Origin of the sequence: Pelomonas parva (assembly GCF_043555835.1) — a bacterium.
Taxonomy (GTDB): domain Bacteria; phylum Pseudomonadota; class Gammaproteobacteria; order Burkholderiales; family Burkholderiaceae_C; genus Pelomonas; species Pelomonas parva.
The window spans coordinates 36,242-58,502 of sequence record NZ_JBIGHV010000013.1; the positions used below are offsets into that span (position 1 = coordinate 36,242).

Sequence of the window (22,261 nt, forward strand, 5' to 3'; positions counted from 1 at the left end):
TATCGAAGCGCCGGGCCACGGCCAGGCGCTACCCGTGCGCCAGCGCGCGAACTTTTGCGCAACGATCAGGCGGTAGGGCGGGTCGCGACCCGCCGTTTGGCCCCGGAAAACCCAGATCGAAATTCGGCTTCGAGCACGCCACCAAACGGCGGCTCATGACCCGCCCTACCGCCCGTCCGTCACCCCGCCAACCACCCCGCCAACTTCTCCGCAATCATCAACGTCGGCGAGTTGGTGTTGCCGCTCGTGATCGTCGGCATCACGCTGGCGTCCGCCACGCGCAGCCCGCTGACGCCGCGCACGCGCAGCCGCGAGTCGAGCACCGCGCCGGGGTCGTCCTTGCGGCCCATCCTGCAGGTGCCGACCGGGTGAAAAATCGTCGTCGCGATGTCCCCGGCGACCTTGGCCAGGGCCTCGTCCGTCTGCACCAGCGGCCCGGGTCGGTATTCCTCGGGCTTGAAGGCGGCAAGCGCCGGCTGGGCGACGATGCGGCGCGTCAGCTTCAGGCTCTCCACGGCGACCTGGCGGTCGACTTCGGTGGCCAGGTAGTTGGGCCGGATGGCCGGCGCCACGCCAGCGTCGGGCGACGTGATGTGGATCGTGCCGCGGCTCGTCGGCTTGAGGTTGCACACGCTCGCCGTGAACGCGTCGAAGCCGTGCAGCGGCTCGCCGAAGGCATCCAGCGACAGCGGCTGCACGTGGTACTGCAGGTCGGGCCAGACCTTGTCGGGGCTTGACCGCGTGAAGGCGCCCAGCTGCGATGGCGCCATGCTCATCGGGCCGCTGCGGCGCAGCGCGTATTCCAGGCCGATCATGGCCTTGCCGAACAGCGAGGCCGAGCGCAAGTTCAGCGTCTTGCCGCCCTGCACCTTGTAGACGGCGCGCACCTGCAGATGGTCTTGCAGGTTGGCGCCCACGCCGGGCAGGTCCTGCTCGACCTTGATGCCCAAGCCCTGCAGCAGCTCGGCCGGGCCCAGGCCCGACAACTGCAGGATCTGCGGCGAGCCCACGGCGCCGGCCGTCAGGATGACCTCGCCGCCGGAGTTCAGCCAGGGCTGTTCGATGCCATGAGGCGTCATCACCTCCACGCCGCTGCAGCGCAGGCCGGTGGCGTCGTCGCGCATCAGCCGCAGCCGGCGCACCTGGGCACCCGTCCACAGCTCGAAGTTGGGCCGGCCGAAGGTGGTGGGCCGCAGGAAGGCCTTGGCCGTGTTCCAGCGCAGGCCCTTCTTCTGGTTGACCTCGAAGTAGCCCACGCCCTCGTTGTTGCCGGCGTTGAAGTCGCCTGTGGCCGGGATACCGGCCTGGCTGCAGGCGGCGGCGAAGGCGTCCAGGATGGGCCACCGCAGCCGCTGCTGCTCCACGCGCCATTCGCCCCTGTGGCCATGCAGGTCGGCAAAGCCCTCGGGCGCCGTCTCGGGCTTGTCCAGCCGCCAGTGGTGCTCGTGGCGGCGGAAGGCGCGCAGCACCCGCTCCCAGCGCCAGGTGTCGTCACCGGTCACGTCGGCCCAGTGCTCGTAGTCGCGGCTCTGGCCGCGCATGTAGATCATGCCGTTGATGCTGGAGCTGCCGCCCAGCACCTTGCCGCGCGGGTAGCGCAGGCTGCGGCCGTTCAGGCCCGGCTCGGGCTCGGTGTTGAAGCACCAGTCGGTGCGCGGGTTGCCGATGCAGTGCAGGTAGCCGACGGGGATGTGCACCCAGTGGTAATCGTCCTTGCCGCCGGCCTCAATGAGCAGCACGCGCTTCGTCGGGTCGGCCGTGAGCCGGTTGGCCAGCAGGCAGCCGGCCGTGCCGGCGCCCACGATGATGTAGTCGAAACCTTCTTTTGCCATGGGCTGAGGGTAATTCACTCACCCTGCGGCTTCCCTGACGCCAGTCCGTACCAGTCCAGCCGGCGCGTCAGCGTCATCACGACCGCCAGCACCGCGAACAGCAGCACCGCGCCGATGACCAGCGCCGTCTGCTCGCGGCTCAGCAGCACGTAGAGCGCGCCGTACAGCAGCGCGATGCCGCCGCCGAACGCCAGCCCGCGCAGCCAGCCGCCCAGCATGGCGGCGGCGTACTGCGTCAGCACCGCCGCCGCCGCGCCGGCCGCGATCAGGTAGGCCGCCAGGAAGGGCAGGTGCTCCGACAGGCTCAGCAGCAGCAGGAAGAACAGGCTCAGCGCCAGGCCCACCAGCAGGTATTGCACCGGGTGCACGCGGCGGCCGGTCAGCAGCTCGGTCAGGCCCACGGTGACGAAGGTCAGCGCGATGAACATCAGGCCGTACTTGATGGCGCGGTCGCTCATGACGTAGGGGTTCACGGGGTCGATCAGATCAACGGCCAGCGTCTCCAGCTCGGGCTTTCCAGCGGCGACATCGGCAGCCGCGCTGCTGGCCAGCTCCGAGACCTGCCACCGTGCCGAGAAACCGTTCTCGGCTACCTCGCGCTCGGATGGCAGGAAGCGGCCGCCAAAGCTCGGGTGCTGCCAGCTGGACTGCAGGCTCACCGCGGTGCTGCCGGCGGCCGGGACGACGGCCAGGCGCTGCGTGCCCACGACCTCGACGGCCAGGCTCAGCTCCAGCGTCTCGCCGCTGCGCGGCGTGGCGATGACGGCGTGCAGGCCCGCCGGGTGAACGGCGTTCGTCGTGCCGGGCTTCACGTTCAGCTTGCGGCCGTCGCGCTTGAGTTCGACATCGCGCAGGCCGCGCGCGTCGCTGGTGGAGAACATCGCGACGACGTCCCCGCACTCGACGCGGCCGCCCGCGTTCTCGGCCGGTGGGTTCAGCCGGTCGAAGTCATCCCAGCGCGCCGCGATGGACAGCTTGCTGGCATAGCTGTTGATCTTGAACAGGCCGCGATAGCGCGGATCGGGGCTGACGCGTCCGCCCACCTGCAGGTGAGAAGGCGGCAGCACGGCCAGGAAGTTGCGGGTCTGCTCGCTGTAACCCGCCGTCCAGGTCTCCTTGCAGTGGCGCAGCAGCAGCGGGCCCAGCAGCGTCTGCGGGCCGGCCTGCGATTGCACGACGCTCTGTTCGGCCTCCTGCTGGCGCGCCTGGCGCTCATCGGCCAGCCCGCCGATCCGGGCGAGCACGATGCACAGCAGGCCAGTGATGACGGCCAGGATGGCCAGCTTGATGAAGAGTGCTTTGTTCATGCCGCGCAGCATCGCGATGCGATGTGAGGGCATGACGAGGTGTGTGAAGTCAGCGTGAAGTGGGCAGGATCAAGCTCACTCTCAACCCCGGCTCCACGGCCTCGAACGCCAGCCGCCCGCCATGCAGCTCCGCCACGCGCCGCGCGATGGCCAGGCCCAGGCCCGAGCCCTTGACGAGGCTGCCCGGCCGCGCCGTCGAGAAGAAGCGCTTGCCCAGCTGCGCAAAGCCCGCCTGTGGCACGCCGGGGCCGTGGTCGCGCAGTGTCAGCCGCACGGTCGTGGGCGTCGTGCTGACGGCCAGTTCGAGCGCAGAGCCTGCCGGCGCGAAGTCGATCGCGTTGACGAGCAGGTTGCCGAAGGCCAGCTCCAGCAGCGCCGCGTCCACGTCGACTGCCACGTCCTCGCGTGCCGTCCAGACGACGCCCAGGCCTTGCTGCGCCAGCCGCGACGCCTGGCGCTCCAGCTGCGCCTCGGCCCAGTCGGCCAGCACGACGCGCTGCCGCTCGCCCAGCCCCACCTGCGCCTCCAGCTGCGACAGTGCCAGCACGCGCTCCACCAGCGTCTGCAGCCGCGCGGTCTGGTCTAGCACCTGGGCGGCGAAGCGCTGGCGGTCGGCGGCGGGCAGCTCGTCCTGCAATAACTCGCCACTGGCGCGCAGCGCGGCCAGCGGGCTCTTCAGCTCATGCGTCAGCGCGCGCACGTCGTGCTCCAGTTGCTCCCGCCCCTCCAGGCGGCGGCGCATGTCGTCCATCGCGTGGGCCAGGTCGCCCAGCTCGCCCGGCATGTCCGGCGGCGCAATCGCCTGGCCGGCCTGCGCCTGCTGGGCATAGCGGCGCAGCCGCCGCACCGAGGCCACCAGCCACAGCGTCACCGCCACGCCGACGATGAGGCTGGCCGCCAGCAGCGCCGCGCCGGCCCAGAACACGCGCCGCTCGGCGCGGTCGATGAAGCGCTGCACGCTGGCCACCGGCTTGGCGACGCTGACGACGCCGAGCTGGCGACCGTCCTTCAGTACCGGCGCGGCGACGACCAGGACGGTGCTGCGGTCGTCGGCGCCATAGTCCCGCGACGATCGCGCGCCGTAGTCGCCACGCAGCGTCCGCGCCACGTCGTTCCACTGCGAATAGTCCTGTCCGACGGCCGACGGCTGGCCGGAGTCCAGCACGACGCGGCCCGCAGCGTCGGTCACGTAGATGCGCAGGTCCAGGCTCTGCTTGCGCAGGCCCCAGATCATCACGTCCACCTCGCGCTGCGCATAACGCTGCAGCTGGGCGGCAAGCCGGCCGTCGGGTTTCAGGCCACCAGCGCCGGCCATCTCGTCGGCAGCCGTTTCGGCGAGCAGGTTTGCCGTGTCCACCATCAGGTCTTCCATGACCTCGCGCACGCTGGGCTTCACCTCGGCCAGGAACACCTTCAGCAGCAGCACGGCGCTCAGGCCGGCGATGAGGAAGAAGCCGAAGAAGACGCGCAGGCCGAGGCGCATGTCAAGGCTCTAACGAGTATCCAAGCCCGCGATGCGTCTTGATCGGGTCCCGCGCCGGCGCCGCCTCGCGCAGCTTGGCGCGCAGCGTCTTGATGTGCGTGTCCACGGTGCGGTCGCTGCTGTCGGCGCTGGCGCCCCAGACGGCGTCCAGCAGCGTCTCGCGCGAATGGATGCGCTGCGGCGCGGCCAGCAGCTTCAGCAGCAGGCCCAGTTCCAGCTTGGTGAGGTTCAGCAGCGCGCCGTCCAGCCGCACGCGCGAGCCGTCGACAGCGAAGCCCGTGGAAGGCGGCGGCGCCACCTGGGCACGTCGCAGCAGCGCCCGCACGCGCGCCACCAGCTCGCGCAGGCTGAAGGGCTTGGCGAGGTAGTCGTCGGCGCCCAGCTCCAAGCCCAGCACGCGGTCCATCTCGTCGCTGCGCGCACTCAGCACGATGACGGGGAGGTGCCTCAGCGGCCCGGCACGCAGCTCGCGGCACAGGTCCAGCCCGTGGCCGTCGGGCAGGCCGATGTCGAGGATGAGCAGTTCCGGCGCGGGTGCGGCGCGCAGCCGCTCGCGCGCCTCGGCCAGCCAGGCGCGGTGCTCCACCGTGAAGCCCTCGCGCTGCAGCGCGAACGCGACCGTGTCCGCGATGGCGGGGTCGTCTTCCAGCAGCAGCAGGGTCGTCAAGCGCTCAGCCGATCGTCCGGGCCGCCAGCACCGGGAAGAGCTTGATCAGCCCGTCGGCCAGCAACTCCACCGCCAGCGCGGCGAGGATGAGGCCCATCAGCCGCGTCATGATGTTGATGCCGGTCTGGCCCAGCACCTTGGCGATCTTGCTGCTGGCCGAGAAGGTCACGAAGGTCACCGCCGTGACGACGACGCCGTAGCCGCACAGGATGGCCAGCTCCCACCAGTGCCGTGTCTTGTCCGCGTAGATGACCATCGTCGAGATCGTCGCCGGCCCGGTCAGCAGCGGGATGGCCAGCGGCACGACGGCGATGCTGGCGCCGGCGTCCACCTTGCTGTCGCCGTCGCTCACGTCCTGCGGCCGGGCCTCGGCGGGCTGGGCGTTCAGCATCTGCAGCGAGCTGATCAGCAGCAGGCAGCCGCCGCCCACCTGAAAGCTCGCCAGCGAGATGCCGAAGAACTCGATGATCTTCAGCCCGAACAGCGCCGACAGCGCGATGACGATGCCGGCCGTGCAGGCGCTGACGAGGATGGTCCGGCGCCGCTGCTCGCGCGTCAGGCCGCTCGTGAAGTGGATGAAGAAGGGCACCACCCCCACCGGGTTCACGATGGCCAGCAGCGCGACGAGGGGTTTGTAGAGTTCCATAGGCGCGGATTGTGGCCGCTAGGATGCGCTCGCGGCCGCTGCCCGAGGTCTTTGCCAGCCTTCACGGGCCAGCACTCCGGGGCAACCCCGGGGGTTCTCGATCTCGCGTCCAGCAGGGCGTGAGCGGGCATGGCGCCGAGGCGCCAGACTCCTCACGCATCACCCGTCGCTCGGGCAGCGTGCCGCACCTAACAGGGAGACGACAGGGTGGACACCGCCCGCACGATGACCGCCCGGGCCCTAGCCCGCGCGATGCTGGCCGGCCCTCGTCACGAGAACGGGCTGGCTGCGCGCATGGCCACCTGCCTGGGTACGCGCCCACCATGGTTGGCTGTACTGGCGCAGGCAATGGCGCGCGTGCCGGGCGAGATCTGGCGGCGGCTGGAGGTCGCGACGCTGGCCGAGCGCGTCGAAGCCCACGAAGCCTTCGCACAGGCCTGGCGCAGCGAAGCCCGTCCCGTCGCCCGCCACTGGCTGCTGCGCTCGCCGGACGAGTTGCTCCCGGCGCCGCCCGGCCTGGAGCGCCCGCATTGGCCCACCGTCGGCGCGCTGGCTCGGGGCCTGGGCATGACGCCCGCCGGCCTGTGGCGGCTGACGCTCCCCGCCGACTGGCAGCGCCGCCGGCCGCTGGCCCAGCAGCACTACCGCCCCTGCGTCATTCCCAAGCGCAGCGCCGGCTGGCGGCTGCTGGAGGTGCCCGAGCCGCATCTGCGCGCCATCCAGCGCCGCCTGCTGGGCCAGCTGCTGAACGGCCTGCCGCCGCACGAGGCCGCCTTCGGCTATGCGCCGGGCCGCTCGGTCGTGCAGCACGCAGCCCGCCACACGGGTCAGGGTCGGGTCTTGCGCTTCGACCTCAGCGACTTCTTCTCGACCGTGCGCGCCGCGCGTATCCACGCGCTGTTCAAGACGCTGGGCTACTGCACGGCCGTCGCCCGCGCGCTGACGGCGCTGTGCACCACGTCCACGCCCGAAGCCTGGCTGCGCACCGAGCCGCGCCTGAGCTGGCTGCAGCGCCAGCGGCTGCGCGATGCCCACCTGCCCCAGGGCGCGCCGACCTCGCCCGCCGTGGCCAACCTGTGCGCCTTCGGGCTGGACGCGCGCCTGACCGGTCTGGCCGAGGCCTTCGGCGCGCGCTACAGCCGCTATGCCGACGACCTCGTCATCTCCGGGCCGGCCAGCCTGCCGGTGCGCCAGATCGCCGCCTGGGTCGCGGCGATCGCCGAGGACGAGGGCTTTGCCGTCAACCCGCGCAAGACGCGCAGCCTGGGCGCGGCGCAGCGGCAATCGGTCTGCGGCATCGTCGTCAACGACAGGCCCAACCTGGCGCGCGACGAGTTTGACCGGCTTAAGGCCACGTTGCATCGCTGTGTTGTCGATGGTCCCGCAGCCCAGAACCGCGATGCCCATGCCGACTGGCGCGCCCACTTGCAGGGCCGTGTCGCCTGGGCCGCTCAGCTCAATCCTGCCAAGGCGGAGAAGCTCAGGGCACTGTTTGATCGGATCGACTGGTCTCGCTGAGCCCGCGCAGATAGTCCAGCCCCGCCGCGCCGCGCGACCCCCACCAACTGAGCAGCTCGCCGTCCACCAGCTGAACGCGCGCCTCCGGGCACAGCGCCTGCGCTTCAGCGATGTGGGCGGGGCCGAAGCGATAGGGCTCGGAGCTGAGCAGCACGCGGTCGATGTCGCCCAGCCAGGCCTCGCCACCGGTCAGCGCCGGATAGCGGCCGGCGCCGTGCTCGCCGCCCAGCGTGTCGGGCCAGGTGCGCCAGCCGGCCTCAGCCAGCAGCGTTGAGATGTAGGTGTCTCGCGCCACCGTCATCCACGGGTCGCGCCAGATCAGGTACAGCACGCGCTCGCCCGGCCAGGCCTGCTCGCGGCAGCGGTCCAGCGCGGCCGAGAACTCGCCCGACAGCGCCGCCGCGCGCTCGTTGACGCCCGGCTGCTCGGCAAAGGCCGCGCGCAGTTGCTCGAACAGCGCCAGGTTGTCCTCCGGCCGGCTCGGGTGGGTCACGATGACCTCGGGCACGAACTCGCTCAGCGACTCGGCTGTCTCGCGCCGGTTCTCGTCGACGTTGACGACCACATGCGTCGGCGCCAGCCCCCTCAGCTTGGCGAGGTTCACATCCTTTGTGCCGCCCACCTTGGGCACGCCCCTGACCGCGTCCGCCGGGTGGATGCAGAAGCCGGTCCGCGCCACGAGGAACGGCCCCAGCCCCATTGCCACCAGCGTCTCCGTCGCACTCGGCACCAGACTCGCAATTCGCAGCCCCTCGCCCGCCGAGTACGGCGAGCGATCCCCCAAGGGGATGCCGAGCCGGCTTGGGGCGGCCCGGCGCTCGGCGCGCGGGGGCGTCATTCCTGCTCGGTCACCGCCAGATAGACCGCGCAGCAGCCACGCAGCCAGACCAGCGTCGGCAGCACCAGCGCCAGCGCAAAAACGATACCGCCGCCGACCAGCGCGGCCAGCCCCAGGTTGCCGCCCTGCATCGGCACGCCGCTGGCGCCCAGGCTGCGCGGCCCCAGGCCCATGACGCCGGCGAGCAGCTGGCGTGCAGGCAGCTCGATGCCCGCGCCCAGGATCGCCAGACCGGCCAGCAACTGGCCGCCGCTGACGACGATGAAGCTCGCCGCCGCCGTCGTCAGCGCCACCAGCAGGTAGACGGCGGCCATCAGTAGCGCGGTTTCTGGCAGGCCTGTGCGCAGCCGCCCGCGCAGGAAGGCCAGCACGCCGGCACTGCGCTGCCCGGCCCAGACCGCCGGCCCTGCCAGCGGCCCCACCAGGATGACCAGCACGAAGGCCAGCCCGCCCAGCAGCAGCACGCCGGCCGGCAGCACGACGGCCAGCAGCGGCGCGCCTATCCACGGCCAGCGCGTCGCCCACAGCAGCGCGGCAAGCACCGCCACGCCCACAGCGGCCAGCGCCAGGCAGGCCAGCAGGGACAGCAGCACGCGGTGGCCGCTGCGCAGTGCGTCGGCCAGGGCGTCCTGCGGGTCACGCACCGGCAGGCCGCGGGCCTGGTCCATCAGCATCAGGCCCGTGGCGTTGACGCCGAAAAAGGCGACAGCCAGCGCCAGGCCCATCCACAGCGCGCTGAGCATGGTGTCGTCGCGCGCCAGGGCGGACCGCGCCATCGCCAGCAGCAGCCCGGCAAAGCAGAAGGCCGCCAGCAGTGCATAGAGGGCGCGCAGGTTGCGCGGCGCGTCGATGCTGGCCAGGACGCGGGCGAGGGCGGGAAGCAGCGGAAAACTCATCCGCTGGGATGGTATCGGTGACGCGTGCATGAGAAACGGGCGCCGCCAGGGTTTGTGCTAGCTCTGAAAAACAACACTCACGGGAGGGCGCGCGAGCCAATCCCGGACCCCGCCACCATAATGAAATGCCTGTGTCTGGACGCCGCACCTTCGCTTGAATGGTTCACGATGGGTTGAAGCTCCACATGGTTTTTTGATATTTGAGTTTGAAGAAGGGCTTCCCCATGGGAAACAAGCTTTATGTGGGCAATCTGGCCTACAGCGTGCGTGACGAATCGCTGCAAGAGTCGTTCGGTCAGTTCGGTACGGTGACCTCTGCAAAGGTCATGATGGATCGTGAAACGGGCCGCTCGAAGGGTTTCGGCTTCGTCGAAATGGGTTCTGACGCTGAGGCTCAAGCAGCCATCAACGGCATGAACGGTCAGGCCCTGGAAGGTCGTGCGATCGTTGTTAACGAGGCACGTCCTCGTGAAGAGCGTCCGGGCGGCTTCGGTGGCGGCGGTGGCCGTTCCGGCGGTGGCGGCTTCGGCGGCGGCGGTGGCGGCAGCTACGGCGGCGGTGGTGGCTACGGCGGTGGCGGCGGTGGCCGTTCCGGCGGTGGCGGCGGCTACGGCGGCGGTGGCAGCACCGGCGGTGGCGGTGGCTACGGCGGTGGTGGCGGCTACGGCGGCGGCGGCGGTGGCCGTTCCGGCGGTGGCGGCGGCTACGGTGGTGGTGGCGGTGGCCGCTCCGGCGGTGGCGGCGGCTACGGTGGTGGCGGTCGCTCGGGTGGCGGCGGCGGCTACGGCGGCGGTGGCTACTGAGCAGCCCTCTGCTGACCCAGCATGAATGACAAGGCGCCTTCGGGCGCCTTGTGCTTTTGGGGCGCTGCGGCGCCCTTCTTCAATAGCTCAGTGTGGCCTTGGCAAACAGTTCCCGATGGCGAGCCTGGCCGGGGCGTTCGCTGGCGCGGTTCAGGCCCAGGCTGAGGATGCGCGCCAGGCCCACGCGGTGCTGGAACATCAGCGCCGCCTGGCGATTTCGGCCGTCCTCGGCGGCCAGGCTCACGCTGGCGTCGGCGCGGCGTGTGAAGCGGCCCTGCTGGCTGATCAGCCGCAGCGAGTCGCGCGGGCTGAGGTGCAGCACGACGAGGCTTTGCGTGCTGCGGTCCGTGAAGGCGCGGCGGCCGTCCGGGCCGTCGACCCAGCCCAGGCCCAAGCGCTGCTCGAACTCCAGCCACAAGCCGCCCGGCAACGGCGCGCGCAACTTGGCCTCCAGCTCGGCCTGCAGCCCCGTTCCAACGCGATCGGCGTCGACGTCCAGCCGCCGGCCCCATTCGATCTCGGCAGACAGGAAGCTCAGCAGTTCACCGGGGTTGGACTCCAAGCCCAACGCCAACGTGCGGGCCTGATGCAGCCGGCCGCCGCTGCGGGCACGGTGCTGGTCCAGCCCGACGTAGCCCCAGACGCCGGTGTTGCGTGCGGCGGCGAACCAGAAGCCGGGTTGGACCAGCCGGTCCACGACCTGCCCGGCCGCGACACCGAGCAGCGGGTCCGCCAGCGTGCGCGTCTCCTGCAGCCGGAGCGTGAGCTCGCTCTCGTGCATGTCGACGAGCAGCTCGCGCGGGCCCAGGCGCAGATAGGCCAGGCCCGAGGCGCGGCGGACGCCACTCTGGTTGACGAAGCCGTTGTCGTTGGCGAAGCGCGGGCTGATCTCCTCGACGTTGACGTTGGCGATCCAGTCGGCATCGCTGTGGTGCCAGCCCAGCCAGGCGCGGTGGCCGCGTTGGCGGCTCACGCTCAGGAGTTCGCCGTCTTCGTCCAGCGCCAGGGTCGTGTTCGACAGCAGCAGATGGCCGCGCCATTGGTCGCTGTCGCCGGCCCGCCAGACGCCGTCGCTGCCGACGACCTGGGTGGTGAGGCCGTTGCCGAAGTCGCGCTTGGACACCAGGCCGGCCAGGCCCAGGCTGTTCATCTGCAGGCGCCCGCGTGCAAAGCTGGCCTGCGAACCTGCGGGCTGCAGGCCGCTGCGCGTGGCGAAGGCGCCGGCCCGCAAGACCTGGCCCCCACCGGCGTCGCGCAGGTTCAGTACCGTGGCCTCGGCGGTCGCGCCGCGCCAGGTGGCGCGCAGGCCCCAGGCGGGGTCGGTGATGGCGCGGGTGTAGAAGGCCGCGAGGCTGCGGTTCTCGCCCGATTCGTCCGGCTGCGTCGGGCCGACGACGTCGGCGCTTTCCAGGAAGAAGGGCCGCTTCTCCGGCACGCTGAGCGCAAAGCGGGTGTTGCCGGCGAGTTGGGGCGCGTCCAGTTCGACCTGGGAGAAATCGGGGTTCAGCGTCGCGTCGATGACCCAGTCGGCGCGCGGCCGCCACTTCAGCTCGGCACCCAGCGAGGCCTTGCGCGTGCGGCGCGTGCCGTCTGCGTCGCTGTCCCGCGTGGAGCGCAGCGTCAGCTCGGGGCGGAAGGCGATGAAGCTGCGCTCGCGCACCTGCTCCACCAGGTCGGCCAGGCCGTCCAGTGGCTCCAGCTCGGCGATGAAGCTCAGGCCGTCTTTCGTGAGGGCTGCGGCGCTGACGTTCAGCGTGCGGTCCTCGCGCGGGATGTTGCGCGTCACCATGACGCGCCAGGGCGCGCCGCCCGTGTGCGGGAAGCGCAGCGCGGCCAGCGGCCACCGCAGCTCGACGCTGTAGCCGTCCGGCAGCCGCGTGGTGGCGGCTTCGACGTTGAAGTCAGGCGCCGCGTCCTCGGTATCTTCCTCGGCCGCATACAGGCCGTCCTCGATGGCGCCGGCCGCGCTGACGCGCGTGAACTGCGCCGTGCGGCGGTGACCCACGGGGTCGATGAAGACGGCCACGTAGTCCTGGTCGGCCTTGACCTGGTCGCGCCGGGCCAGCGGCGCGCGGATGCGGGCGGGCTCGGGGTCCCAGGCGCGGATGCCAAAGACCAACGCGTCGTCGGTGACCAGCACCTGTACCGTCGTGCGCCAGCGTGCGGGCTGCTTGTCGGCGGGCAGGAATTGCGCAAAGCGGTCGTGGACGGGGGCGTGCTGCCAGGCGGGGTCGTCGAGCCGGCCGTCGATGACGGGCGCGGCGTCACCGGGCGCCAGGCGCAGTGCGGTGGGATGTCGAGACTCAGGGGCATTGCCCCAGGCGGGCAAGGCCAGGGCCAGCAGGGCCGGGCCGAGAAGGCGGAGTGTCATGGCGGGATCGAACCGATGGCGCTGCCGCCCGACGTGGGTCGGCGGCAGCTGCATGCAAGGAGGTGTGCCCGTTGCGGGCGCGTGGCGCGCTGTGGCTCAACGAGCCTTCAGCGAGCGAACTCAGCAGGGATGAAGAACCTTGGACATGCTGCCCTCCTTGGCCGCGTCGTGTCGCGGCAAACGGTGCGAGGCGCGCAGTGTAGCCACCCGCCGGCGTCGCGGCTACTGGCCCGCGCGCTGCTTGCGCGGCCGGCTGCCCAGGGCCCGGTCATACAGCCAGTTAGGCAGCAGGCGCAGGACCTTGGCCAGCACGCCCATCTGCCACGGGATGACGCGGTAGCTGACCTGGGCGCGGATGGCGCGCACCGCCTGGTCGGCGAAGTCGTCCACCCGCATCAGGAAGGGCATGGAGTAGCGGTTGCCGCGCGTCAGCGGCGTGTCGATGTAGCCGGGCAGCAGCGTGACGACCTTGACGCCGAAGGGCCGGCATTCGCCTCTGAGGCTCTCGCAGTAGGCGACGACGGCGGCCTTGCTGGCGCTGTACGCACCGTGCCCCGGCAGGCCGCGGATGGCGGCGACGCTGGCGATGCCCACCAGCGTGCCCGAGCCGCGCGCGTTCATGGCGGCGACGAAGGGATGGAATGTCGCCGCGAGGCCGACGTTGTTGGTCGCGAAGACGCGGCGCATCACGTCGAGGTCGGCAAACTCGGTCGTGTCCATGCCGATGCTGATGCCGGCGTTGGCGATGACGACATCGGGCAGGCCTTGGCTCGCGATGCAGTCTCGGCCCGTGCGGGCCATGGCGCCCTCGTCGGCCACGTCGGCGCCGTAGACCTTGAAGCGCGTTGCGTCGAGCTGCTGCTCGGCGGCCCAGCGCTCGACCTCGGCCGTGCGGCGGGCCACCAACGCCAGACGAGCGCCGTCACGGTAGTAGCGCATTGCCAGCGCCTGGCCGATGCCGCTGGAGGCGCCGGTGATGAAAACCAGCTCTGTCATCGAGCCGGCCGGGAGCTGATCTGCCCCTGCGTCTTGCCGCTGAAGCTGACCTGGCCGGTCAGGTGCCGGTACTCGAAGTTCTGCGTGTTCATCGTCGCGCCGCCCTGGCGGATGGTGACGGGCAGGTGGGAGCGCAGCACCTCGCTGTTGGCCAGCGCCTGCAGGAACTCGCCGCGCACCTCCATCAGCGCCGGACCGCTCTCGCCCGCGCCCGCGGCCAGGCGGCGCAGGCGCACGTCGCCCAGCAGTTGCAGGTCGCTGCCGTCGCCGTTGCTGATGGCGCGCTTGGCCTCGGCGATGGCCAGCGTGCCGTCGGGGGCGATGGCGCGGATGCGGGCCTGGTCGATCTCGACGGTGTCGGTGTCCGGGTAGTGGCGCAGCTCGGCGCCGGCGATCTGCACGTTGAGCCGGCCGTCCGCGCCGATGCGCTGGATCTCGAAGTTGGCCATGCGGTAGTCGGGCACATGGCGCAGCGGCGCCGGTGCGCCCGGCTCGCCCAGCAGCGGTGTGTTCTTGACCAGCCACCAGGTGCCGCTGGCCAGGAAGGCCATCAGCAGCAGCGGCAGGTAGTTGGACAGCAGGCTCTGCACGCGCCACGTCCACGGCTGGGGCGGGCGGCGGCGCGGGGCGGGGACGGGCAACACGGCCGGTGTCATCCCGTGCGGCCTCCGTCCAGCGTGTCGTGATGCGAATGCAGCAGGCGCTCGTAGTGGCCCGCGGCCATCAGCAGCAGGTCGCAGAACTCGCGCGCCGCACCGAACCCGGCGGCCGCGCGCGTGACGTGGTCGGCGATGGCCAGCACCTCGGCATGGGCGCCGGGTGGCGCGCAGCCGAAGCCGGCGCGGGCCAGCAGCGGCAGGTCGGGCCAGTCATCGCCGATGACGGCGACTTCACCCCAGCCGACGCCAAACTGCTGCAGCAGCGGCTCGGCGGCGGCCAGCTTGTCCTTGACGCCGTAAACGGCATGGGCCAGGCCGAGGTCGGCCACGCGGCGGCGCACGCCAGGGCTGTCGCGGCCGGTGATGATGACGGGTGTCATGCCCACCTGTTGCAGCGACTTCAGGCCATGGCCGTCCAGCGTCGAGAAGGCCTTGAACTCTTCGCCGCGCTCGCCGATGTAGATGCGGCCGTCGGTCAGCACGCCGTCGACGTCGAAGATCGCGAGTTTGATCGCCAGGCCCGTGCCCTGGGCCTTGACGAGGAGTTCCGGAGGAAAGGTCAGCGCCGCCATCAGATCACCTTCGCCCGCATCAGGTCGTTGATGCTGATGGCGCCGATCAGCCGCTTGTCGGCGTCGACGACGAGGACGACGGTGATGCGCGCCGCCTCCATCAGGTCGGCGGCGTCGACGGCCAGCGCATCGGCGGCGACGGTGCGCGGCCTGGGGTAGGCCACGTCGGCGGCGGTCAGCGCGCGCAGGTCGCGGCCTTGCTCGACGAGGCGGCGCAGGTCGCCGTCCGTGAAGATGCTTTGCACGCGGTCGTCGGCGTCGACGACGACGGCCATGCCCAGCGCCTTGGCGCTCATCTCGCGCATCAGGTCGGTGAAGGTCGTCGTGCCAGCCACGCGTGGCAGGGCGTCGCCGCTGCGCATCAAGTCGCGCACATGGGTCAGCAGCTTGCGGCCCAGGGCGCCGCCGGGGTGGGAGCGGGCGAAGTCCTCGGCTTTGAACCCGCGCGCGTCCAGCAGCGCCACGGCCAGTGCGTCACCCAGCGCCATCTGCGCCGTGGTGCTGGCGGTGGGCGCGAGCTGCAGCGGGCAGGCTTCCTCGGTGACGGCGCTGTCGAGCACGACCTCGGCGTGGGCGGCCAGGCTGGACTCTTGGCGCCCGGTCATGCCGATGACGGGGATGCCCAGGCGCTTGAGAACGGGCAGGATGGCGTTCAGCTCGTCGCTCTCGCCGGAGTTGGACAGCGCCAGCACGATGTCGCCGGCCGTCACCATGCCCAGGTCGCCATGCGCGGCCTCGGCGGGGTGGACGAAGAGCGCCGGCGTGCCCGTGGAGGCCAGCGTCGCGGCGATCTTGCGGCCGACATGGCCGCTCTTGCCCATGCCCATGACGGCCACGCGGCCCCGGCAGGCGAGGATGGCCTGCACGGCGCGGGCGAAGGACTCGCCCAGGCGCGGCGCCAGCTCGGTCAGCGCGCGGGCCTCGACCTCCAGCGCCTGGCGGCCGATGCGGATGGCGCTCTCGGCGGCAAACTCGGAAGAACTCATCCGTCCAGTGTAGACAAGGCCCCTGGGCGCGCCGAGGCCACGGCCTGCTCATGCTCGGCCAGCAGCTGCATCGCCCGCTCGAACAGCAGGCGCGCCCGGCCGGCCAGGCGGTGCAGCTGTTCGTGCAACTGCCGGTCCTCCTCGCTGCGATGCTCGCAGTCGGCGCTGTAGCTCTCGAACTGCTGCACGCGCAGCAGCAGCTCGGCGATGTGGGCCGGGCATTCGCAGGCAATGTCAGTCTTGCGTGTGGACCAGTCGGCCAGCGTGGCGGCGTCGTACTGCGGCGCGGTGGGTGGGGTCGGGTCGCTGTCTGCCGGCGCGGGCGTGGTCGCAGGCGCGCTGCCTGTGGGGGCCAGGCAGTCCACGATCCAGCTCACCAGACTGCGGTCGTTGTGCGTGTCGCGCCAGGGCTGCACACCCAGCTCGGCGCAGCGCCGCAGCGCCTGGGAGTTGCTGTAGCCGTAGACCACGAGCACGTGTGGCAGGGGCAGCTTGGTGGCGGCGGCCGCGATGTCCTCGACCTGCTGCACGTGCAGCGAGGGCAGGTGCAGCAGCAGCGCATCGGGCGCGGTTGCCGCAGCGGCGCCCGGTGCTGCTGGGGCCTGTGGCAAAGCATCGAGCGTGGCGGCGATGCGCAGATGGCGGCGCGGGGCGGCGCGGTTGATGCGCGTGGCCAGCGCCGCGCCCACCACCCACAGCTGCCGCGGCGGCCGGGCCGGCTCGGCCATGGCCTGGGCGGCCTCGCGCACCTGGTCCTGCGTCGACAGCAGGTGGCGCACCTCCTCCGGCGTGCGCCTGGCGACGATGCCGATCGCATGGCCTTGCAGGGTCAGCTGACGCAGCGCGGCGATGCGCTGCACGTCGTCGGCCGAGTAGAGCCGGTGGCCGTGGTCGTCGATCTGGCTGCACTGCAGGCCATAACGGCGCTCCCACACCCGCAAGGTGTTGGCCGGCATGCCGACGATATGCGCCACAACGCCGGTCTTGAACAGGCTTTGAACCATTTATGAGCCTCTTTACGGCGCCAAGTGGCCGTACAACCGCGATGTTGAACTGAATTTGAATCCCTTGTCGCTCAGGTCAGGGAAACCCCAGGCTGCCGACCGCTGGCCTGACGACGACCACCCGAACCCGAGGAGAGCGCTTCCCATGTCCCACACATCCGAAACCGCGCTGATCACCGGCGGTGCCGGCGGCATCGGCCGCGCCCTGGCCGTTCGCCTGCAAGCCCGCGGCGTGCGGGTGGCTGTGACCAGCCGCGACCCGGCACGCCTGGAGACCGCCGTCGGCGACCTGCGGCTGGCGGTCGACGCGACGACGCCCGAGGGCATCGCCCAGGCCCTGGCCACCTGCCAGGCGACCTGGGGCGCGCCGCCCCGGCTGCTGGCGCATTGCATCGGCAGCACGCTGATCGCGCCGCTGCACCGCACGCGCCCGGCCCAGGCGCGCGAGCTGCTGCGTGTCAATCTGGACAGCGCCGTGTTCGCCCTCGCGGCCTGGGTGGACGCGCTGCGCCAGGCCAGCTGCGGTGGGTCGGCGGTGCTGATGAGTTCGGTGGTGGCGCGCATCGGTGTCGGCAACCACGAGGTCATCTCGGCGGCCAAGGCGGGCGTCGAGGGCCTGGCCCGGGGCGCGGCGGCCACGTATGCCTCGCAGGGCCTGCGCGTCAATGTCGTGGCCCCCGGGCTGACCGAAACCCCGCTCAGCGCGGGCCTGACCCAGCAGCCCGAGATGCGTGCCGCCGCCGCGCGCCAGTACCCGCTGCCACATGCGCGGGGCGTGCAGACGGCGGACGACGTGGCAGGCGTCATCGACTGGCTGCTGTCCGAGCAGGCCGCGCGCATCACGGGCCAGGTGTTGCCGGTGGACGGGGGCTTCACGGCCATCCGGCCGCTGGTGCGCTGAGGCTTCGTGCCTGGGGCCGAGGCGGCCGGGCTGCAAAGGGTTTCCACGTGACCGGGCCGGGAGGGTCAGTCCTAGACTGACCCGACAAGAAGGCATCACGGAGGAGACACCGTGCAGCGGACTGACATCTCGGACCCGGCCTATTTCCACAAGGTCATCGATTGCCAATGGGCCTGCCCCGCGCACACGCCCGTGCCGGAGTACATCCGCCTCATCGCCCAGGGGCGGCATGACGAGGCCTATTGGGTCAACTGGGTCAGCAACGTCTTCCCCGGCGTGCTGGGGCGCACGTGCGACCGGCCTTGCGAACCGGCCTGCCGGCGCGGTCGTGTCGAGGAGAAGCAGGCCGCCAAGCCGGAGCCCGTGGCGATCTGCCGCCTGAAGCGGGTCGCGGCGGACAACAAGACGGACGAGTTCCGCGCCATGTTGCCCAAGCCGGCGGCGCGCAACGGCAAGCGTGTCGCCTGCGTGGGCGCGGGGCCGGCCTCGCTCGCGGTGGCGCGAGACCTGGCCCTGGAGGGCTATGCCGTCACCGTGTTCGACGGCGAGGCCAAGCCCGGCGGCTTCATCCGCACGCAGATTCCGCGCTTCCGGTTGCCGGAGCGGGTCATCGACGAGGAATGCGGCTACATCCTCGGCCTGGGCGTGGAGTGGCGGTCGGGCCAGCGCATCGCCTCGATGAAGGCGCTGCTGGCCGAGGGCTGGGACGCCGTGTTCGTCGGCTGCGGCGCGCCCCGTGGGCGAGACCTGGCACTGCCGGGGCGGCCAGAGGTGGGCGAGCACGTCCACATCGGCATCGACTGGCTGGCCAGCGTGTCGTTCGGGCATGTGACGGCGGTGGCGCCGCGCGTCATCGTGCTGGGTGGCGGCAACACGGCGATGGACTGCTGCCGCTCGGCAAGACGGTTAGGCGCCAGCAGCGTGACGGTGGCCGTGCGCAGCGGCTATGCGCAGATGAAGGCGTCGCCGTGGGAGAAGGAGGATGCCGAGCACGAGGGCATCCCCATCCTCGACTTCCACGTGCCACTGGCTTTCGAGCATGTCGACGGCAAGCTGACCGGCATGCGGTTCAAGAAGGCGCAGACCGGCGAGGAGATCGTCATTCCCTGCGACGAGGTGCTGATCGCCGTCGGTCAGGAGAACAGCTTTCCGTGGATAGAGCGTGACGCCGGCATTGCGTTTGGCGACGACGGCCTGCCGGTGCTGGACGCGAAGAGCTTCCAGTCCTCGCTGCCGCACGTCTTCTTCGGCGGCGACGCGGCCTTCGGGCCGAAGAACATCATCACGGCCGTCGCCCACGGCCATGAGGCCGCTGTCAGCATCGACCGCCTGCTGCACGGCGAGCCGGTCACGCAGCGCCCGCCGCCGCACGTCAACCTCGTGTCCCAGAAGATGGGCATCCACGAGTGGAGCTACGACAACGCCATCACCAACGACCTGCGCAGCAAGGTGCCCTGGACGGCGGCCAACATCGCGCTGGCCAGCATCAAGGTCGAGGTGGAACTGGGCTTCGACGCCGCCACCGCCTTCAAAGAATCGCAGCGCTGTCTGAACTGCGACGTGCAGACGGTGTTCGCGCCCAAGCTGTGCATCGAGTGCGATGCCTGCGTGGACATCTGCCCGATGGACTGCATCACCTTCACCGACGACGGGCCCGACCTGCGCGAGCGGCTGAACGCGCCGGCGCTGAACCTGATGCAGGACATCTACGTCGAAGGCGGGCTGAAGACAGGGCGCGTGATGGCCAAGGACGAGGATGTCTGCCTGCACTGCGGGCTTTGCGCCGAGCGCTGTCCGACCGGGGCGTGGGACATGCAGAAGTTCCTGCTCGTCACGGCCAAGGCGGGTGCGTCCTGCCGGGACATCGCACCGCGCAAGGAGGTGATGGCATGAGCCGCATCGAAGCCACCAACGACTTCGTCGTCAAGTTCGCCAACGTCAACGGCTCGGGCTCGGCCTCGGCCAACGAGCTGTTCGCCCGCGCCATCCTGCGCATGGGCGTGTCGGTCAGCCCGCGCAACATCTTCCCGAGCAACATCCAGGGCCTGCCGACCTGGTACGAGGTGCGGGTCTGCGAGGCCGGCTGGCTGGGCCGGCGCGGTGGCGTGGATCTGATGGTGGCGATGAACCCGCAGACCTGGGCCCAGGACCTGGCCGAGATCCAGCCCGGTGGCTACCTGTTCCACGACAGCACCAAGCCGATGCCGGCGAGCGCCTTCCGAACGGACGTTCACGTCATCGGCATGCCGGCCACGGCCATCTGCAACGCGACCTACGACGTGCCGCGTGAGCGCACGCTGTTCAAGAACATCCTCGTACTGGGCGCCTTGAGCGAGCTGATGGGCATATCGGCCGCCGTCATCGAGACCCTGTTCGCCGAGCAGTACCAGGGCAAGGAACGGCTGCTGGACTCCAACGTGCGTGCGCTGCACGCCGGCCGCGAGTTCGCGCGCGACCACCTGTCGGTACAGCCCTTCGGCCTGCGCGTGAAACCGGCCGATGCGGTGGGCGACAAGGTCTTCCTGGAAGGCAATGCGGCGACGGCGCTGGGCTGTGTGTACGGCGGCGCGACCGTCTGCGCCTGGTACCCGATCACGCCGTCGTCGTCGGTCGCCGAGGCTTTCGAGAAGTACGCGGTGAAATTCCGCACCGACCCGGTCAGCGGCGAGAAGCGCTACGCCATCGTGCAGGCCGAGGACGAGATCGCGTCCATTGGCATCATCACCGGCGCCGGCTGGAACGGCGCGCGCGCCTTCACGGCGACCTCGGGCCCCGGCGTGTCGCTGATGACAGAGTTCCTGGGCCTGGCCTATTTCGCCGAGATCCCCTTCGTCGTCATCGACGTGCAGCGCGGCGGCCCCAGCACCGGCATGCCCACACGCACGCAGCAGGCCGACCTGCTGAGCAGCGCCTACGCCTCGCATGGCGACACCCAGCACGTGCTGCTGCTGCCCGAGGACCCGCGCGAGTGTTTCGAGTTCGCGGCCGACGCGCTGGACCTCGCCGAGCGCCTGCAGACGCCCGTCTTCCTGATGAGCGACCTGGACATCGGCATGAACCAGCGGCTGTGCGCGCCGCTCGAATGGGACGACACGCGCCGCTACGACCGCGGCAAGGTCATGAGCGCCGAGCAGCTCGATGCCGGCACGCCCTTCGCCCGCTACAAGGACGTCGACGGCGATGGCATCCCCTGGCGCACGCTGCCCGGCACGCACGCGAGCAAGGGCGCCTACTTCACCCGCGGCACCACGCGCAACGAGGCCGCCATCTACTCCGAGCGCGGGGAGGACTACCTGCGCAATGTCGAACGCCTGCGCGCCAAGTTCGCCACCGCCGCGCTGCTCGCGCCTCAGCCGTTGGTGCGTTCTGCGGCGAAGAAGACCAGCGTCGGTGTCCTCTACTTCGGCTCCACCGCACCGGCCATGGACGAGGCGCTGGCCGCGCTGGCCGAGGCCGGCATCCACATCGACGCGATGCGCCTGCGCGCCTACCCCTTCCCACCGTCGGTGGCGGAGTTCATCGAAGCCCACGCCGCCGTCTTCGTCGTCGAGCAGAACCGCGACGCGCAGATGCGCCGCCTGCTCGTCAACGAGCTGGAGGTGGCCCCCAAACACCTCACGCCGGTGCTGCACTTCGACGGCACGCCCATCACGGCGCGCTTCATCACCGATGCGATCACCCGCCATGTGCATGCGCTGGCGACTGCGCCGAGGAGCACGACATGACCTACCTCGCCAAACCCAAGCTGCACCACCCCAGCCTGACCCGCAATGCCGTCGGCTACACGCGCCGCGACTACGAAGGCAAGGTCTCGACGCTGTGCGCCGGCTGCGGCCATGACTCCATCTCCAGCGCCATCGTGCAGGCCTGCTGGCAGCTGGACATCGAGCCTCACCGCGTCGCCAAGCTGTCGGGTATCGGCTGCTCCAGCAAGACGCCCGACTACTTTCTCGGCGCCAGCCACGGCTTCAACACCGTGCACGGCCGCATGCCCAGCGTGCTGACCGGCGCCTACCTGGCCAACCGCGAGCTGCTCTACCTGGGCGTGTCGGGCGACGGCGACTCCGCCTCCATCGGTCTGGGCCAGTTCGCCCACGCGATGCGGCGCGGCGTGCGCATGGTCTACATCGTCGAGAACAACGGCGTCTACGGCTTGACCAAGGGCCAGTTCAGCGCCACGGCCGACAAGGGCTCGGTCGCCAAGAAGGGCGCCACCAACAACGACGCGGCCATCGACCTCGCCGCGCTGGCGCTGCAGCTCGGCGCCACCTTCGTCGCGCGCAGCTTCTCGGGCGACAAGGCCCAGCTGGTGCCGCTGATCGAAGGCGCCATCCGCCACGGCGGCGCGGCCTTCATCGACGTCATCAGCCCCTGTGTGGCCTTCAATAACCACGCCGGCTCGACACGCAGTTATGACCATGTCCGCGCCCACAACGAGGCGCTGAACCGCATCGACTTCCTTGACCTGGCCGCCGAGCAGGTCGTCGAGCATTCACCCGAGGTGGTCGACGTGCCGCAGGCCGATGGCAGCACGCTGCGGCTCAGGAGGATGGCGCCCGACTACGACCCCACCGACCGCATAGCCGCGATGAACGCAATGCAGCGTCTTGCGGCGGGCGGCGAGATTGCGACCGGCCTGCTCTACGTTGACCCGGCGGCCAAGGACTGGCATGCCGCGCAACACACCACGGCCCGGCCGCTGAACACGCTGGATGAGGCCGAGCTGTGCCCGGGCGCGGCGGCGCTCGCAAAGATCAATGCCGGGCTGCGCTGAGCCGCCTT

At 70.8% G+C, this 22,261-nt stretch carries 19 protein-coding genes; 6 read left to right on the forward strand and 13 right to left on the reverse strand.

Going from position 1 to position 22,261, the window contains the following annotated elements; genetic code table 11:
• Window positions 1–179: 179 nt before the first annotated feature.
• From ACG00Y_RS26555 to ACG00Y_RS26575, 5 genes are read right to left on the reverse strand one after another with little or no spacing between them, the layout of a single operon-like run.
• Window positions 180–1,832, reverse strand: coding sequence for a GMC family oxidoreductase (locus ACG00Y_RS26555; protein WP_394484283.1), 1,653 nt, complete (start codon window positions 1,830–1,832; stop codon window positions 180–182).
• Between the two features lie 14 nt (window positions 1,833–1,846).
• Window positions 1,847–3,172, reverse strand: a complete 1,326-nt coding sequence (gene creD, locus ACG00Y_RS26560; RefSeq protein ID WP_394484285.1) for a cell envelope integrity protein CreD — start codon at window positions 3,170–3,172, stop codon at window positions 1,847–1,849.
• Between the two features lie 16 nt (window positions 3,173–3,188).
• The gene (gene creC / locus ACG00Y_RS26565; RefSeq protein WP_394484287.1) at window positions 3,189–4,622 is read right to left on the reverse strand and encodes a two-component system sensor histidine kinase CreC; all 1,434 of its coding nucleotides are present in this window, start codon (window positions 4,620–4,622) and stop codon (window positions 3,189–3,191) included.
• Between the two features lies 1 nt (window position 4,623).
• Entirely contained in the window at window positions 4,624–5,289 is a 666-nt protein-coding gene (locus ACG00Y_RS26570; protein WP_394484289.1) for a response regulator, read from the reverse strand.
• Between the two features lie 4 nt (window positions 5,290–5,293).
• A complete protein-coding gene (locus ACG00Y_RS26575; protein WP_394484291.1) occupies window positions 5,294–5,935 on the reverse strand; it encodes a MarC family protein in 642 nt (213 codons plus the stop codon).
• Between the two features lie 207 nt (window positions 5,936–6,142).
• Between ACG00Y_RS26575 and ACG00Y_RS26580 the strand changes: the two genes are divergently transcribed.
• On the forward strand, window positions 6,143–7,453 hold the full coding sequence (locus ACG00Y_RS26580) for a reverse transcriptase family protein (RefSeq protein WP_394484292.1): 1,311 nt from the start codon (window positions 6,143–6,145) through the stop codon (window positions 7,451–7,453).
• Here ACG00Y_RS26580 and ACG00Y_RS26585 read toward each other — a convergent pair.
• Complete coding sequence (locus tag ACG00Y_RS26585; protein ID WP_394484294.1) at window positions 7,416–8,291, reverse strand: helical backbone metal receptor; 876 nt, start codon at window positions 8,289–8,291, stop codon at window positions 7,416–7,418. The two genes, ACG00Y_RS26580 and ACG00Y_RS26585, sit on opposite strands and share 38 nt — an antisense overlap.
• A complete protein-coding gene (locus tag ACG00Y_RS26590; protein WP_394484296.1) occupies window positions 8,288–9,187 on the reverse strand; it encodes a hypothetical protein in 900 nt (299 codons plus the stop codon). The genes ACG00Y_RS26585 and ACG00Y_RS26590 overlap by 4 nt, the downstream gene beginning before the upstream one ends.
• 224 nt (window positions 9,188–9,411) lie before the next feature.
• On the opposite strand from ACG00Y_RS26590, the gene ACG00Y_RS26595 reads away from it, so the two are divergent.
• Window positions 9,412–9,990 (forward strand): RNA recognition motif domain-containing protein, encoded by a 579-nt coding sequence (locus ACG00Y_RS26595; protein WP_394484298.1) that lies wholly within the window; start codon window positions 9,412–9,414, stop codon window positions 9,988–9,990.
• A gap of 79 nt (window positions 9,991–10,069) precedes the next feature.
• Here the strand turns inward: ACG00Y_RS26595 and ACG00Y_RS26600 are convergent, their stop codons facing one another.
• The 6 genes from ACG00Y_RS26600 to ACG00Y_RS26625 form a co-directional block, all read right to left on the reverse strand.
• The gene (locus ACG00Y_RS26600) at window positions 10,070–12,361 is read right to left on the reverse strand and encodes a carbohydrate binding family 9 domain-containing protein (RefSeq protein WP_394484300.1); all 2,292 of its coding nucleotides are present in this window, start codon (window positions 12,359–12,361) and stop codon (window positions 10,070–10,072) included.
• Window positions 12,362–12,583: 222 nt separating this feature from the next.
• Entirely contained in the window at window positions 12,584–13,357 is a 774-nt protein-coding gene (locus tag ACG00Y_RS26605; protein WP_394484302.1) for an SDR family oxidoreductase, read from the reverse strand.
• Window positions 13,354–14,001, reverse strand: a complete 648-nt coding sequence (gene lptC / locus ACG00Y_RS26610; protein ID WP_394484304.1) for an LPS export ABC transporter periplasmic protein LptC — start codon at window positions 13,999–14,001, stop codon at window positions 13,354–13,356. Before lptC ends, ACG00Y_RS26605 begins: the two co-directional genes overlap by 4 nt.
• A gap of 8 nt (window positions 14,002–14,009) precedes the next feature.
• Window positions 14,010–14,588 carry a KdsC family phosphatase gene (locus ACG00Y_RS26615; RefSeq protein ID WP_394484306.1) on the reverse strand — a complete coding sequence of 193 codons (579 nt, stop codon included), beginning with the start codon at window positions 14,586–14,588 and terminating at the stop codon, window positions 14,010–14,012.
• The gene (locus ACG00Y_RS26620) at window positions 14,588–15,574 is read right to left on the reverse strand and encodes a KpsF/GutQ family sugar-phosphate isomerase (protein ID WP_394484307.1); all 987 of its coding nucleotides are present in this window, start codon (window positions 15,572–15,574) and stop codon (window positions 14,588–14,590) included. The genes ACG00Y_RS26615 and ACG00Y_RS26620 overlap by 1 nt, the downstream gene beginning before the upstream one ends.
• Window positions 15,571–16,578, reverse strand: a complete 1,008-nt coding sequence (locus ACG00Y_RS26625; protein ID WP_394484309.1) for a MerR family transcriptional regulator — start codon at window positions 16,576–16,578, stop codon at window positions 15,571–15,573. Before ACG00Y_RS26625 ends, ACG00Y_RS26620 begins: the two co-directional genes overlap by 4 nt.
• Window positions 16,579–16,723: 145 nt before the next feature.
• Between ACG00Y_RS26625 and ACG00Y_RS26630 the strand changes: the two genes are divergently transcribed.
• The 4 genes from ACG00Y_RS26630 (at window position 16,724) to ACG00Y_RS26645 (ending at window position 22,253) form a co-directional block, all read left to right on the forward strand.
• Window positions 16,724–17,479: an SDR family NAD(P)-dependent oxidoreductase gene (locus tag ACG00Y_RS26630; RefSeq protein WP_394484311.1), complete on the forward strand. Its 756-nt coding sequence runs from the start codon at window positions 16,724–16,726 to the stop codon at window positions 17,477–17,479.
• Between the two features lie 111 nt (window positions 17,480–17,590).
• Entirely contained in the window at window positions 17,591–19,372 is a 1,782-nt protein-coding gene (locus ACG00Y_RS26635; protein WP_394484313.1) for an FAD-dependent oxidoreductase, read from the forward strand.
• A complete protein-coding gene (locus ACG00Y_RS26640; RefSeq protein ID WP_394484315.1) occupies window positions 19,369–21,204 on the forward strand; it encodes a 2-oxoacid:acceptor oxidoreductase subunit alpha in 1,836 nt (611 codons plus the stop codon). Before ACG00Y_RS26635 ends, ACG00Y_RS26640 begins: the two co-directional genes overlap by 4 nt.
• Window positions 21,201–22,253, forward strand: a complete 1,053-nt coding sequence (locus tag ACG00Y_RS26645; protein ID WP_394484317.1) for a 2-oxoacid:ferredoxin oxidoreductase subunit beta — start codon at window positions 21,201–21,203, stop codon at window positions 22,251–22,253. Before ACG00Y_RS26640 ends, ACG00Y_RS26645 begins: the two co-directional genes overlap by 4 nt.
• The last annotated feature ends 8 nt before the right edge of the window (window positions 22,254–22,261 follow it).